The sequence below is a fragment of the Bacillus sp. NH11B genome, from assembly GCF_001884205.1.
Classification (GTDB): Bacteria; Bacillota; Bacilli; order Bacillales; family Bacillaceae_G; genus Bacillus_A; species Bacillus_A proteolyticus.
Window position 1 is genome coordinate 26,429 of record NZ_MAOG01000124.1, and the last position, 13,962, is coordinate 40,390.

Here is a 13,962-nt window from a genome sequence, read left to right on the forward strand (position 1 = left end):
AAAAATAGGGCATAAATAGATGGTAAATATACTATGATATAGTCGAAAAAAATCCTTTTGAATTTTCAAAAGGATTTTTTTCGTTGTACAAACTCTTTTGTGCTAAGTATTTCAGCATATATATTATTTAAACTCGCCAAAATTGTATTATGAATATAAACAGCTGGTATAGTAGCATTCTTAAATGAAAGATCTTTTGTAGCACAAGCATCGTGTATTAGGGTACAGTGAAAGCCAAAATCAAAAGCAGCCCTTACCGTAGCATCAATACACATATGGGTCATCATCCCGCATATTACGACGTGCTCAATTCCTGAATGTTGTAATCGTTCTAGAAGATTAGTTTCTCGGAAGCTATTTGGATAATGTTTAAGGATAACGGTTTCCTCTCTAAGTGGACGGACATTTTCGTGAATATGGACACCTTCTGTATTGGGTAGGAAAAAAGTAGCGTTATCTTTTATAGCTACATGCTGGATATGAAAAATAGGTTCGTTTCTTATTCTAAAATGTTGCAGTAGCTGATTAGCATATTCACTTGCTTCTACTGGATTACGTAATTCCATCTTTCCATTTGGAAAATAGTCATTTTGAATATCGACGAGCAAAAGGGCTGTTTTCATATATTCATCTTCCTCCGAGTTTCATATTCAAATAATGTTATTCAATTCATAGAGAGGATTCTCCTTTTAAAAAATATGAGGGAGGAGAATTTAACATAACATTGTATTGTGAATTTTTATTTGAAAATTTTAATAGAGAAATAATTAATATTTTTCCGAAAAATGTATTGACTCTTATTATTCTGAGTTCTATAATGAGAATTAATTAAATGATAATTAAATCGATACACTCTTATCCAGAGAGGTGGAGGGACTGGCCCTACGATACCTCAGCAACGGATTTTTTAATACCGTGCTAATTCCAGCAAGCTTAAAGTAAGCTTGGAAGATGAGAAGATGTGAACGAGTACATATAAGTGCTCTCCTTCTTATCTTTTACAAGTGATAAGAAGGGGAGCACTTTTTATTTTACCTCGAAAGCTCTATTTCAAGTTTTACAGCATATAGGAGGGAAGAAAATGATTTCTTTTAACAATGTAAGTAAAGTATATGAATCAGGTGGGCAATCTGTTCATGCAGTGGAGGATGTAACGCTATCAGTTGAAAAGGGCGAAATTTTTGGCATTATCGGATTTAGTGGTGCTGGAAAGAGTACGTTATTACGTCTAGTAAACACGCTAGAGAGACCAACTGCGGGAACGATTTCAATAGATGATAAAGATATTACATCATTATCGACGAAAGAATTACGGAAATTAAGACAAAGAATTGGGATGATTTTTCAAAGCTTTAATTTATTTAATTCAAGAACAGTGTTTGGAAATATTGCATATCCATTAAAGTTGGCGAAATTGCCAAAGAATGAAATAAAAGAAAGAGTAACTGAATTACTAAAATTTGTTGGTTTAGAAGATAAAGCAAACTATTATCCAGAGCAGTTATCAGGCGGACAAAAACAGCGCGTTGGGATTGCAAGAGCACTGGCGACATCACCGGATATTCTCATATGTGATGAGGCAACATCAGCTTTAGATCCAGAAACAACGACAGAAATTCTGAACTTATTAAAGAAAGTAAATCGAGAATATAATTTAACGATTCTACTTATTACACATGAAATGCACGTAGTGAAAGAAATTTGTCACCGTGTAGCTGTAATGGAGAAGGGGAAAGTTATTGAAGAAGGAAAACTATTTGACGTTTTCACACAACCAAAAACAAAAACAACTCAAAACTTTGTACGTTCTGTTATTAATGATTACTTACCAGACAGTGTTCTAGCGAAAATTCAAAATGGTGGACAAATTTATCGCTTAACATTTACTGGTGAGGAGACAGGGCAGCCAGTACTATCTTATATCGCGAAGAACTATAGCGTCGATGTAAATGTATTGTACGGAAATATTATTGAACTTCAAAATGTGCTATTTGGAAATCTTCTTGTAGAATTGCAAGGTGAACAGAAGGAAATTCAAAAAGCGTTACAACATCTAAGACTGCAAGTGCAGCTGAAGGAGGTAGAAGCTCATGCGAGTTGATTGGAGTATATTTTGGCCCCGCATATTAGATGCGACGGGGGATACCCTCTTAATGGTAATTGTAACTCTTATATTTGCTATAATTCTTGGTATACCTCTAGGTTTACTATTATATGTAACAAGAAAAGGAAACTTTTTAGAAAATAAATGGGTCTTTTCTATTCTTAATATCATAATTAATACAATTCGTCCGGTTCCATTCATTATCTTTTTAGTAGCTTTAAGCCCACTAACAAGAAGTGTTATCGGAACGACGATTGGAACAGCAGCAGCAATCTTCCCAATGACGTTAGTTGCATCAATTGGTATTGCTAGAATGGTTGAAACAAATCTTGTTTCTGTTCCGAAAGGGGTAATTGAAGCAGCGCAAGCAATGGGAGCTTCACCAATTAGAATTGTTTTTGAAATTCTTGTGCCAGAAGCGTTAGCGCCATTAATCTTAGGTGTTACGTTTATGACAGTTGGTTTAATTGAATTTTCTGCAGTTGCTGGGCTTGTCGGTGGTGGCGGTCTTGGTGACTTAGCAATGACATATGGTTATCAACGTTTTGATACGTCAGTTATGTTCGTAACGGTTGTTTTACTTATTATTCTCGTACAAATAGCTCAAAATTTAGGAAACTACTTTGCAAAAGTCTTTTTACGCAGATCATAAAAAGGAAGAGGGGAAAAGAAAATGAAGAAAATTTTAGCATTTGCATTATCAGCAATCGTAGGAATTACAGCTTTAAGCGGCTGCTCAGGTGGAGATACAGGTGCAGGAGCGAAAGAGAAAGTAGTTCGCGTCGGTGTAACTGGAACAGATGGAGACGCTTGGGAAATTTTGAAGAAAAAAGCTGAAAAAGAAGGGATTAAAATTAAACTAGTTGAGTTCTCTGATTACACAACGCCAAATAAAGCGTTAGCTGATGGAGATATTGAACTAAACTCATTCCAGCATATCGCTTTCTTAGAGCAATTTAAAAAGGAGCATAAGTTAGATATTACAGCTGTCGGTACAACGCAAATTGCACCAATGGGTTTATACTCTGAACAATATAAGAAAGCAAATGAAATCCCAGATGGTTCAGAAATTGCTATTCCAAATGATCCAACGAACCAAGCTCGCGCATTAAAACTTCTTGATGCAGCTGGATTATTAAAGCTTAAGAAAGACTTTGGATTATTTGGAGATCCAAGTGGTATTGCTGAAAATCCGAAGAAGTTAAAAATTACACCGGTTATCGCACAGCAAACACCTCGTGTATTAAAAGATGTAGCAGCTTCAGTTATTAATAACGGTGTTGCTGGTCAAGCTGGATTAGATCCAGCGAAGGATCCAATCTTCTTAGAAGATCCGAAAAATGAAAATGCGAAGCCATATATTAATATTTTCGCAGCTCGTACGAAAGATAAAGATGATCCAACACTGAAAAAAGTAATTGAACTATATCATTCAAAAGAAGTAACAGATGCAATTAAGAAAGAAACAAATGATGGTTCAATTTCAGTAGATCTTTCACTTGATGAGCTTGAAAAAATCGTAAAATAATTATTGAGTTTAACGACTAACAGTAGGAACCCCTCCGCTGTTAGCTCGTTCAACATATAATCTACTTAACAAACAAAACCCTAATTCTGTACCTTCCAATTTTGTATAACATAGAATCCAATGTTTGTTAAGTAGAGTGATGGACCGGGAGTTTTCCTGGTCTTTTTTTATTACTGAAAGCAGCTAGCGAATAGTAAGGTAATCCAAATTATAATAGGATAAGAAAGTAAGCTGAAAATGAGTGTAATTACGAATTGCTTTTTATGAATTAATTGTTTTTTGGATGAAAAAAAGAAAATAGAAAAGATAACAATGAAAACTGAGGATATTACGCCAGGATTATAGGAGCGATAAATCAAAAACAAAATAATATGTTGCACAGCGTTAAAGAAAATGGCTCCTTGTATAAAAATAATCCAATATATAGAAGACAAGAAGTTTAGTTGATATAGAAAGACGATAAGTACGACGAAGATTGTTAATATGGAAATGGCAATGAAAAATTGTTGGCTAGTTATAAGATGAATTGAAAATTGATTAGCAAGATATTGTGGCATTTGGAAAGCTTCTTCAAGGTTATGAATGAAAAATAATAATGGAATGATCCAAAGCGTAATAGTGGAATGTTTTTTTATCAACTTATATCACTCCAATAAAGTATAGAAAGCCTAAAAAAGGCCCTCTATACAGAGATGATTATTCAATTATGATACTTTTTAAATTATCTTCATGATGGTCTCGTTCTTTCGGATAAGCAGCTAGCTCCTCTTGCAAAATACTTAGCATTTGTTTAGCTGATTGCTGGATTGGAGTAGGTAGCTCTTCTAATATAAACATACCGACTCTTACTTTTGTCCGAATTAATTTTCGTAGTAATTCCTCATGCATGCACCACACCTCCAAATCGAATGTTTAGTACATCCTCTTCAAACTTGGCTCCTTGAATAGAAAGGTGTGTTAATGTTTTTGGTAATGTGATGTTCCGTTTAACAGAGCCGGCTCGAATAATAAGCTCATCACCTTTTTGATTTAATGAAAGTTCACTTTTGTTTGAGAAGGGAATGGACAGAACGAAAATATACTCATCGCCATCTTTTTTCACATATTGTGTGCGACCATTGAATTTCACTTCAGTAGGAGAAGGATCGGATTTAAATAAAGCATTGCCTACACGCTCTAACATAGGTAAACCAACAACTTCTTGTTCAAACATGGGAGCTTCGTAAATAGGAAGCGGCTGAAAACTATCTTGAATTAATGTTTTATATTTCTTTTGCGTATCTTTCCATGCTTGAAAATAAGGATCGGTGACAGTGTTAGGGATGACACGGTTAATCATGATGGCATCTACGTTATAATCGTATAAATTTAAATAAGTAAAACTACGCTGAGCTTCTTTAATGACCATTTTTTCAGGATTTACAACGATGCGGATACTTGTTATTTCTCGGTTCGATAAAATATCTCTCATTTCTCCAAGCTGTTCAAGTGTATTTGTTAATTCGTCCATAATATCATCGGTTGGAAGGGGGACACCAAGAAGTGGTTGAGCTACAGGACGAACGACTTTTAAAACTTTTCTTTTAATAGGAAATAATTTTTCCATCCACCAACCGAGCATGTCAGGAAAACTAAGCATTGCTAATGTTTCTCCTGTTGGAGCGCAATCAATGATGATAACGTCGTATGTGTTTTTTTTATAATAATCGAGTACTCGAAGTAAGCTAATTAAATCTTCCATACCAGGAAACATCGTTAATTCTTCTGTCGTAATATCATCAGCTGCTTTGGAAGTGAAGAGCAGTGTAATGTATTTCTGTAACTTTCCCCAGCCTTTTTCCATTTCATAAATCGTATTAATCTCTTGTGCCCATAAATTTTCTCGAATTTCTAATGGTTCAGAAGATAGTTTTATGCCAAATGAATCTCCTAAACTATGAGCAGGATCTGTGCTCATTACTAATGTTTTTAATCCTTGTTTTGCACTTTGAAGTGCTGTTGCTGCTGAAATGCTAGTTTTTCCTACGCCGCCTTTACCTGTATACAAAATCATTCTCATCATTCTATCCCCTTTGTTTCGGATATCGAATATTACGAGTGTCGAAATATTTAATTGAATAAAAACCCAGCTAGGGTTTTATTCAATCGGAATGTTCTTCATTTTAGGTGTAGAAACTTTTTCTTCTGTTTTTTGCTGTGACGTAGCGATGTGATTCATGATCTTTTGGAAGATTTGTAGTAGAAATGCTTTTTCTTCTTCTGATAATGCTTCTGTCACTAGGCTAAAGTAATGGGCTGCATTTTGTTTTACTTCTTGAACGAGCATTACGCCGTTTTCTGTTAAGCGAATTAATACGATACGTCGATCGCTTTCATTCCGGTAGCGCTCAATATACTCCTTTTTGACAAGACGGTTTACAACACCTGTCGTTGTACTCATCGGTATATCAAGAAGATCAGCAATTTTTGTCATTGTAATATCTGTGTTTCGCTCCATCCAAAGCAAACAAAATACTTCTGTTTTAGAAAGTGTTAAATCTAGACTGACCCATTCTTCAGGATAGAAAAGTTTCTTGGCGTTATCTAGCAGTAAGTCTAAAAAATGTTCATATTGCAACAATTATTTCCACTCCCGTATATTTCGAGGTTCGTAATATTTGTTTTTATTTTATGTGGAATTGAAATAAATGTCAATAATTTTAACTGTTTTTTCGGATTAGACAGAAAACTATCTTTAAAATAATATTTTTTTATGATAGATTTATAAATAGCAAAATAGAATTTACATAAAAATCCATCATGATAAATATATTTATCTATAATGGGTGTACAGCCAACGAGGGGGAGAACGATGAGAAGACGAAATACGCAAGCGTTCACGTTTTTAGCATGGACTTCATTTGTTTGCGCGCTTTCAGGTATGCTAATTGGGATTTATACGTTAGATGAAACGCTTAGTGTAAAAGGATACTATTTAATTGGAACATTATTTTTAACGATGTCTTGTTTTGTATTACAAAAAACAATTCGTGACAATGAAGAGGATAACGAGAGATTTCCGAAAAATAAACCGTTAGATAAAGAGTAAATCGTAAAGAAAGGCATTTGCCTTTCTTTTTTTTGTAAAAATACCGTAAGTACCGTGTGTTGACTTGCTTGAAGTACTGAAAATTTGGTATCATCAATAGTATTGTAGATTGAACGATATATTATGGAGGTGGCCTAGCCGTGTCAAGAATTTCCGTTGAGAATGTAAAGCACGTAGCACATTTAGCACGTCTTGCAATTACTGATCAAGAAGCAGAAAAATTTCAAAAACAACTAGATGCAATTGTTACATTTGCAGAACAGTTAAATGAATTAGATACAACTGATGTAAAACCAACAACTCACGTATTAACTATGAAAAATGTTATGCGTGAAGATGTACCAGAAAAAGGTTTACCAGTAGAAGAAGTATTAAAAAATGCACCGGATCACAAAGATAATCAAATCCGTGTTCCAGCAGTATTAGAATAGAGGAGGGAATTTCGATGTCATTATTTGATCATTCGGTATCAGAGTTACATAAGAAGTTAAACAACAAAGAAATTTCCGTTACGGATTTAGTAGAAGAATCTTACAAACGTATTGCGGATGTTGAAGATAACGTAAAAGCTTTTCTTACATTAGATGAAGAAAATGCACGCGCGAAAGCGAAAGAATTAGATGCAAAGATTGGTGCTGAAGATAATGGTTTATTATTCGGTATGCCAATCGGTGTAAAAGATAACATTGTAACTAACGGTCTTCGTACAACTTGTGCGAGCAAAATGTTAGCAAACTTCGATCCAATTTACGATGCGACAGTTGTACAAAAGCTAAAAGCTGCTGACACAGTTACAATCGGTAAGTTAAATATGGACGAGTTCGCAATGGGTTCTTCAAATGAAAACTCAGGTTTCTATGCTACGAAAAACCCATGGAACTTAGATTACGTTCCAGGCGGATCTAGTGGTGGTTCTGCAGCAGCTGTAGCAGCAGGAGAAGTATTATTCTCTCTAGGTTCTGATACGGGTGGTTCTATCCGTCAGCCAGCTGCATATTGCGGCGTTGTAGGTTTAAAACCAACTTATGGACGCGTATCTCGTTACGGATTAGTAGCATTCGCATCTTCACTTGACCAAATCGGACCGATTACACGTACAGTAGAAGACAATGCATACCTATTACAAGCTATTTCAGGTATTGACCGCATGGACGCAACTTCTGCAAACGTTGAAGTAGGAAACTACTTAGCTGGTTTAACAGGCGACGTTAAAGGTTTACGCATTGCTGTACCGAAAGAATACTTAGGCGAAGGTGTTGGCGAAGAAGCTCGTGAGTCAGTACTAGCTGCATTAAAAGTGTTAGAAGGTATGGGCGCAACTTGGGAGGAAGTATCTCTTCCGCACTCTAAATACGCTCTAGCAACGTATTACTTATTATCTTCTTCTGAAGCATCAGCTAACCTTTCACGCTTTGATGGTGTACGTTACGGTGTTCGTTCTGATAATGTAAATAACTTATTAGATCTTTACAAAAACACACGTAGCGAAGGTTTCGGAGATGAAGTAAAACGCCGTATTATGCTTGGTACATTTGCACTTAGCTCTGGTTACTATGATGCATATTACAAAAAAGCACAACAAGTACGTACATTAATTAAAAATGACTTTGAAAATGTATTTGCTAACTATGATGTTATTATTGGACCGACAACGCCAACTCCGGCATTTAAAGTGGGCGAAAAAGTGGACGATCCAATGACAATGTATGCAAATGACATTTTAACAATCCCAGTAAACTTAGCGGGTGTTCCAGCGATTTCTGTTCCATGTGGATTCGGTGCTAACAACATGCCACTTGGTCTACAAATCATTGGTAAACACTTCGATGAAGCGACAATTTACCGCGTTGCACATGCGTTTGAGCAAGCAACAGACTATCATATAAAAAAAGCAAGTCTGTAAGGAGGCGAGCATAGATGAATTTAGAAACAATTATTGGTTTAGAGGTTCACGTTGAGTTAAAAACAAATTCGAAAATTTTCTCTGCGAGTCCAACAGAATTCGGAGCGGAGCCAAATACACAAACAAGTGTAATTGACTTAGGATACCCAGGGGTACTTCCTACTTTAAATAAAGAAGCAGTTAACTTTGCAATGAAAGCTGCAATGGCATTAAACTGTGAAATCGCAACGGAAACGAAGTTCGACCGTAAAAACTATTTCTACCCAGATAATCCGAAAGCTTACCAAATCTCTCAATTTGATAAGCCAATTGGTGAAAATGGTTGGATTGAAATCGAAGTAGACGGTAAAAAGAAACGTATCGGTATTACACGTCTTCATTTAGAAGAAGATGCTGGTAAATCAACGCATACAGCTGATGGTTCATTAGTAGACTACAACCGTCAAGGTATGCCTTTAATCGAGATCGTATCTGAGCCAGATATGCGTACTCCAGAAGAAGCATATGCGTACTTAGAGAAGTTAAAATCAATCATTCAATATACAGGTGTATCTGATTGTAAGATGGAAGAAGGTTCTCTTCGTTGTGATGCGAATATTTCACTTCGTCCAGTTGGACAAGAGAAGTTCGGTACAAAAGCAGAACTGAAAAACTTAAACTCTTTCACTTACGTGCAAAAAGGTCTTGAGCATGAGCAAGTGCGCCAAGAGAAAGAATTATTATCTGGTGGTATCATCCAACAAGAAACACGTCGTTATGATGAAGCAACGAAGAAAACAATCTTAATGCGTATAAAAGAAGGATCTGACGATTACCGTTACTTCCCAGAGCCAGACTTAGTTGAACTTTACATCGACGATGAGTGGAAAGAAAAAGTACGTGCTTCGATTCCAGAACTTCCAGATGCACGTAAAGCTCGCTATGTTGAAGAAATTGGCTTGCCGGCTTATGATGCACACGTATTAACATTAACGAAAGAAATGTCTGATTTCTTTGAAGCAACTGTTGCAGACGGTGCTGATGCGAAATTAACATCAAACTGGTTAATGGGTGAAGTGCTTGCATACTTAAACAAACAACAAAAAGAATTAAAAGACGTTGCATTAACGCCTGCTGGTTTATCTAAAATGGTTCAATTAATTGAAAAAGGTACAATTTCTTCTAAAATCGCGAAGAAAGTATTTAACGAATTAATTGAAAAAGGTGGAGACCCAGAAGAAATCGTTAAAGCGAAAGGTCTTGTTCAAATTTCTGACGAAGGTACACTTCGTAAAGTTGTAACAGAAATTCTTGATAATAATGAGCAATCTATCGAAGACTTTAAAAACGGTAAAGACCGTGCAATTGGCTTCTTAGTTGGTCAAATTATGAAAGCGACAAAAGGACAAGCCAACCCACCACTTGTTAACAAAATCTTACTTGAAGAGATTAATAAGCGATAAAAATAAAAGAGGAATTCTTATTTTTGAGCGCTAAAATAGTATAGGTTTTTAAAGATTAAACAGAAAAAACACCCGTATTTGGGTGTTTTTTCTGAGTTAATCAAACGTTTGTTTAAATGGTGAAAAATAATTTAAATAAACGTTTGATTAACTGTCAAAAGTGAAAAAATGTTTGTATAGCAACTATGGTATGATAGTTGCAAAAAGGTGGGAATAATGATAAATCTAGACATAGAGGTTTTTTTCATCTCATGAAATAATAGATAATTATTATTCGTTATATGTAAATTGATGTGAGGAAATAGATGGACATAAATTTTTTTGTAAAATAAAACAAAACCATTGAAATGAATATTTACTTTTGATGGGCTACACGAATCGGGTTCTTACTGCCTGTTTGAGCGGGATAAAAGAAGGATAGGAAGATGAGAGGAGGTAGGCATGGGAATACTGAATAGAAGTTCGGTATGTTCTTTTTCGATACATAAAGAAATTTCCTGTGCTAATAAATGATGAAGCGAGCAAGGATTATTTATAACCCTACTTCTGGACGTGAGCTATTTAAGAAGAGCTTACCAGAAGTATTACAAAAATTAGAACAAGCTGGATATGAAGCGTCTTGTCATGCGACAACTGGTCCTGGAGATGCGACTGTGGCAGCGAGGCAAGCTGCGGATCGTAAGTTTGATGTTGTTATCGCAGCTGGTGGTGACGGTACGTTAAATGAAGTGGTGAACGGTTTAGTAGGACATGAACATCGTCCAAAGTTTGGAATTATTCCAGTTGGAACGACAAATGATTTTGCGCGTGCGATTGGTGTACCTCGTGCTATTGAAGAGGCTGCGGATATTATTTGTGAAGGGAAAACAGTTCCGTTAGATCTTGGTAGAGCGAATGATACATATTTCATTAATATTGCTGGTGGCGGCCGTATTACAGAATTAACATATGAAGTGCCAAGTAAGCTGAAAACGGTATTAGGTCAACTTGCTTACTATTTAAAAGGAATCGAAATGTTACCATCATTACATCCAACATATGTTGAAATCGAGTATGATGGGAAGTTACTACAAGAAGAAATTACGATGTTTTTAATTACAAATACTCGTTCAGTTGGTGGATTTGAAAAGGTAGCACCATATGCGTCTATTAACGATGGGTTATTTGATTTATTAGTGCTGAAAAAAGGTTCTATCGCTGATTTAATTAAAGCAGCAACACAAGCGCAGCGAGGGGAACATATTAACAATCCAAAAGTGCTATATACACAAGCGAATCGAATTAAAGTGCATTCACCAGATAAATTAATGATTAATTTAGATGGTGAATATGGTGGAGATGCACCGATGGAATTCGAAAATATATATCATTGTCTGGAACTATTTGTTCCAGAACACCAAGAGGATGCCCTGTAAAGGCATCTTTTTTTTGCTTTTACCTCACTATTTGCGAGTAATAAGATTCTCCCGCTGATTAAAGTTTCACTTTATGCAGGTGAATTGTAAATTGGAAGTTAGTTTGATTTTTATGGTATTTTTACAATCCGTTTATTTTATATCCATATTTTATTGATACACTAGAAGAGATAAGAAATGAGAGGTAGGGTGCTATGGAGAAGGTAAAAGCAATACTATTTGATAAAGATGGGACATTAATGGATTTTCATTCAATTTGGATAAAAGTAGCTGAAGAGCTTGTAGCTGAATGTATAAATTTATATCAATTACCAGAATCAATGCAGCAGGTTATATTAAAAGAGATTGGCGTAGACGGAGCAGTTGTTCATCCGCGTAGTGCGCTAGCAGCTGGAACGAGCCTTGATGTAGCGAAGGGGATTTGTAAGTATATCGTATCATCTAGAGAAGAAGAGATGCATGAATGGGTAAGTGAAAAGTTGTTTTCTCTTATGTATGAGTATCGAGAACATATGAGGATGACGGCAGATTTACCAAAAGTTTTACAAGCATTAAAGGATAGAGGGCTTATTTTAGGTGTCGTCACAGCTGATGATTTTGCACCGACAGAATTATTTTTAAAGCAGTATCAATTAGAACCCTTTTTTGATTGTGTCATAGCCTCAGATACGTTTCCGGCACAGAAACCAGATAAAAGAATTATAGAATCGTTTTGTGAGAGATTTAATTTAGAAACATGTGAAGTAGCGGTCGTCGGGGATACACCGACGGATTTACATTTAGCGAAAAATGGTGGCGACTGCTATGCCATTGGTGTACTATCTGGTACGGGTGATCGTCAAACGTTAGAACCACTTGCAGATTTAGTGTTACAATCTGTTGAAGGTTTAATTTCTCATTCAGGTGAGTTTATTTGGAAACAAGGAAAGTCTAATGTATAAACGAACAAGTCTATAAAGACTCTTTATGAGTCTATATAGACTTGTTTTTTATGCTGAGATATTAAGAGGATGGGATGAATACTAGAAAGGGGAAGTTGGCATACATCTTGCAATATAAAGAGAAAACATTGTATAGAAAAGGATGGGGTACACAATGAACACAAAAAAATTTGCTAAAGTAAATGAACAAATTCCAGGACCGAAAGCAGCGTCTTTATTAGAACGCCGCCAAAATATAGTACCAAAAGGAGTAAGTAATGGTATTCCAACATTCGTACAGTCTGCAGATGGAGCTCTTGTAACAGATGTTGATGGTAATCAGTACATTGATTTTGCAGGAGCAATAGGGACGATTAACGTAGGACATTGTCATCCAGCTGTTAAAGAAGCACTTCATAAACAAGTAGATCAATATATTCATACGGGATTTAATGTCATGATGTATGAGCCATATATTGAATTAGCGGAAAAGCTTGCTGTATTAGCGCCAGGAAGTTTTGATAAACAAGTCCTGTTTTTAAATAGTGGTGCAGAAGCAGTTGAGAATGCGGTGAAAATCGCTCGTAAATATACGAAGAGACCTGGGATTATCGCATTTTCTAAAGGGTTTCATGGGCGTACATTAATGACAATGACGATGACAAGTAAAGTAAAACCATATAAATTTGGATTTGGTCCATTCGCTCCAGAAGTTTATAAAGCACCATTCCCATATGAATACCGTCGTCCAGAAGGGTTAACAGAAGAGCAGTATGATGATTTTATCATTGAAGAGTTTAAGAACTTCTTCATATCAGAAGTAGCACCAGAAACAATTGCAGCCGTTGTGATGGAACCTGTTCAAGGGGAAGGTGGATTTATCGTTCCAAGTAAGAAATTTGTTCAAGAAGTACGCAGTATTTGTTCAGAGCACGGTATTTTATTTGTAGCGGATGAAATTCAAACAGGCTTTAGTCGTACCGGAAAATACTTTGCAATTGATCATTATGATGTCGTTCCGGATTTAATTACAGTATCTAAATCACTAGGTGCTGGTGTACCGATTAGTGGTGTTATTGGCCGTAAAGAAATTATGAATGAGTCTGCACCGGGAGAGCTGGGAGGAACGTATGCAGGAAGCCCACTAGGATGTGCGGCTGCATTAGCTGTGCTTGATGTAATTGAAAAAGAGAAATTAAATGATAGAGCGATAGAATTAGGAAAAGTCGTAATGAACCGATTTGAAGAGATGAAAAATAAATATAATTGCATTGGTGATGTGCGTGGCTTAGGGGCAATGTGTGCATTTGAGCTCGTTCAAGATCGTAAGACGAAAGCGCCTGACAAAACATTGGCAGCTAATTTATGTGCGGAAGCAAATAAACGGGGATTACTTCTACTATCAGCAGGAACATATGGAAATGTTATTCGCGTGTTAATGCCATTAGTTATTACAGATGAGCAGCTAGAGGAAGGTTTAACAATAATTGAAGAATCATTGCAAGCTTGTTATGAGCAAGCAAACATCGCTCGTGTTTAAAAACTGAATTATAAATCGCAAA

The 13,962-nt window shown here is 36.0% G+C and carries 15 protein-coding genes and 1 riboswitch; of the genes, 10 read left to right on the forward strand and 5 right to left on the reverse strand.

Annotated features, from left to right (window positions below; translation table 11 throughout):
• Positions 1-65: 65 nt before the first annotated feature.
• The gene (locus BAU27_RS22770) at positions 66-623 is read right to left on the reverse strand and encodes a cysteine hydrolase family protein (protein ID WP_071772030.1); all 558 of its coding nucleotides are present in this window, start codon (positions 621-623) and stop codon (positions 66-68) included.
• A 229-nt stretch (positions 624-852) separates the two neighbouring features.
• Positions 853-958, forward strand: a riboswitch (SAM riboswitch).
• A gap of 123 nt (positions 959-1,081) precedes the next feature.
• Between BAU27_RS22770 and BAU27_RS22780 the strand changes: the two genes are divergently transcribed.
• From BAU27_RS22780 to BAU27_RS22790, 3 genes are read left to right on the forward strand one after another with little or no spacing between them, the layout of a single operon-like run.
• The gene (locus BAU27_RS22780; RefSeq protein WP_071772031.1) at positions 1,082-2,101 is read left to right on the forward strand and encodes a methionine ABC transporter ATP-binding protein; all 1,020 of its coding nucleotides are present in this window, start codon (positions 1,082-1,084) and stop codon (positions 2,099-2,101) included.
• Positions 2,091-2,756, forward strand: coding sequence for a methionine ABC transporter permease (locus BAU27_RS22785; RefSeq protein WP_071772032.1), 666 nt, complete (start codon positions 2,091-2,093; stop codon positions 2,754-2,756). Before BAU27_RS22780 ends, BAU27_RS22785 begins: the two co-directional genes overlap by 11 nt.
• A gap of 21 nt (positions 2,757-2,777) precedes the next feature.
• Positions 2,778-3,632 carry a MetQ/NlpA family ABC transporter substrate-binding protein gene (locus tag BAU27_RS22790; RefSeq protein WP_071747205.1) on the forward strand — a complete coding sequence of 285 codons (855 nt, stop codon included), beginning with the start codon at positions 2,778-2,780 and terminating at the stop codon, positions 3,630-3,632.
• A gap of 170 nt (positions 3,633-3,802) precedes the next feature.
• On the opposite strand, the gene BAU27_RS22795 is transcribed toward BAU27_RS22790, so the two are convergent.
• The 4 genes from BAU27_RS22795 to BAU27_RS22810 all read right to left on the reverse strand — a co-directional run bounded on the left by BAU27_RS22795 (position 3,803) and on the right by BAU27_RS22810 (position 6,252).
• Positions 3,803-4,270, reverse strand: a complete 468-nt coding sequence (locus tag BAU27_RS22795; RefSeq protein ID WP_071772033.1) for an HXXEE domain-containing protein — start codon at positions 4,268-4,270, stop codon at positions 3,803-3,805.
• A gap of 58 nt (positions 4,271-4,328) precedes the next feature.
• Complete coding sequence (locus BAU27_RS22800) at positions 4,329-4,520, reverse strand: DUF3926 domain-containing protein (RefSeq protein WP_071747207.1); 192 nt, start codon at positions 4,518-4,520, stop codon at positions 4,329-4,331.
• Positions 4,513-5,694: an ArsA family ATPase gene (locus BAU27_RS22805; protein ID WP_083596124.1), complete on the reverse strand. Its 1,182-nt coding sequence runs from the start codon at positions 5,692-5,694 to the stop codon at positions 4,513-4,515. Before BAU27_RS22805 ends, BAU27_RS22800 begins: the two co-directional genes overlap by 8 nt.
• A gap of 75 nt (positions 5,695-5,769) precedes the next feature.
• On the reverse strand, positions 5,770-6,252 hold the full coding sequence (locus BAU27_RS22810) for a MarR family winged helix-turn-helix transcriptional regulator (protein WP_071747209.1): 483 nt from the start codon (positions 6,250-6,252) through the stop codon (positions 5,770-5,772).
• A 231-nt stretch (positions 6,253-6,483) separates the two neighbouring features.
• On the opposite strand from BAU27_RS22810, the gene BAU27_RS22815 reads away from it, so the two are divergent.
• From BAU27_RS22815 to gabT, 7 genes are all read left to right on the forward strand, one after another.
• Positions 6,484-6,720, forward strand: coding sequence for a YiaA/YiaB family inner membrane protein (locus BAU27_RS22815; protein WP_001254393.1), 237 nt, complete (start codon positions 6,484-6,486; stop codon positions 6,718-6,720).
• Positions 6,721-6,860: 140 nt separating this feature from the next.
• The gene (gatC, locus tag BAU27_RS22820) at positions 6,861-7,151 is read left to right on the forward strand and encodes an Asp-tRNA(Asn)/Glu-tRNA(Gln) amidotransferase subunit GatC (RefSeq protein WP_000086999.1); all 291 of its coding nucleotides are present in this window, start codon (positions 6,861-6,863) and stop codon (positions 7,149-7,151) included.
• Positions 7,152-7,165: 14 nt separating this feature from the next.
• Entirely contained in the window at positions 7,166-8,623 is a 1,458-nt protein-coding gene (gene gatA / locus BAU27_RS22825) for an Asp-tRNA(Asn)/Glu-tRNA(Gln) amidotransferase subunit GatA (RefSeq protein ID WP_071772035.1), read from the forward strand.
• A 14-nt stretch (positions 8,624-8,637) separates the two neighbouring features.
• On the forward strand, positions 8,638-10,065 hold the full coding sequence (gatB, locus tag BAU27_RS22830) for an Asp-tRNA(Asn)/Glu-tRNA(Gln) amidotransferase subunit GatB (protein WP_071747210.1): 1,428 nt from the start codon (positions 8,638-8,640) through the stop codon (positions 10,063-10,065).
• A gap of 509 nt (positions 10,066-10,574) precedes the next feature.
• The gene (locus tag BAU27_RS22835) at positions 10,575-11,480 is read left to right on the forward strand and encodes a diacylglycerol kinase (protein ID WP_000977668.1); all 906 of its coding nucleotides are present in this window, start codon (positions 10,575-10,577) and stop codon (positions 11,478-11,480) included.
• A gap of 194 nt (positions 11,481-11,674) precedes the next feature.
• Positions 11,675-12,421 carry an HAD family hydrolase gene (locus BAU27_RS22840; protein WP_071747211.1) on the forward strand — a complete coding sequence of 249 codons (747 nt, stop codon included), beginning with the start codon at positions 11,675-11,677 and terminating at the stop codon, positions 12,419-12,421.
• A gap of 154 nt (positions 12,422-12,575) precedes the next feature.
• Entirely contained in the window at positions 12,576-13,940 is a 1,365-nt protein-coding gene (gene gabT / locus BAU27_RS22845) for a 4-aminobutyrate--2-oxoglutarate transaminase (protein WP_071747212.1), read from the forward strand.
• Positions 13,941-13,962: the final 22 nt, after the last annotated feature.

Bases quoted from the DNA above. Each gene is read 5' to 3' on its own strand.
- BAU27_RS22770 (WP_071772030.1), bottom strand. From the start codon at position 623: ATGAAAACAGCCCTTTTGCTCGTCGATATTCAAAATGACTATTTTCCA.
- BAU27_RS22780 (WP_071772031.1), top strand. From the start codon at position 1,082: ATGATTTCTTTTAACAATGTAAGTAAAGTATATGAATCAGGTGGGCAA.
- BAU27_RS22785 (WP_071772032.1), top strand. From the start codon at position 2,091: ATGCGAGTTGATTGGAGTATATTTTGGCCCCGCATATTAGATGCGACG.
- BAU27_RS22790 (WP_071747205.1), top strand. From the start codon at position 2,778: ATGAAGAAAATTTTAGCATTTGCATTATCAGCAATCGTAGGAATTACA.
- BAU27_RS22800 (WP_071747207.1), bottom strand. From the start codon at position 4,520: ATGCATGAGGAATTACTACGAAAATTAATTCGGACAAAAGTAAGAGTC.
- BAU27_RS22805 (WP_083596124.1), bottom strand. From the start codon at position 5,694: ATGATGAGAATGATTTTGTATACAGGTAAAGGCGGCGTAGGAAAAACT.
- BAU27_RS22815 (WP_001254393.1), top strand. From the start codon at position 6,484: ATGAGAAGACGAAATACGCAAGCGTTCACGTTTTTAGCATGGACTTCA.
- gatA (WP_071772035.1), top strand. From the start codon at position 7,166: ATGTCATTATTTGATCATTCGGTATCAGAGTTACATAAGAAGTTAAAC.
- gatB (WP_071747210.1), top strand. From the start codon at position 8,638: ATGAATTTAGAAACAATTATTGGTTTAGAGGTTCACGTTGAGTTAAAA.
- BAU27_RS22835 (WP_000977668.1), top strand. From the start codon at position 10,575: ATGATGAAGCGAGCAAGGATTATTTATAACCCTACTTCTGGACGTGAG.
- BAU27_RS22840 (WP_071747211.1), top strand. From the start codon at position 11,675: ATGGAGAAGGTAAAAGCAATACTATTTGATAAAGATGGGACATTAATG.
- gabT (WP_071747212.1), top strand. From the start codon at position 12,576: ATGAACACAAAAAAATTTGCTAAAGTAAATGAACAAATTCCAGGACCG.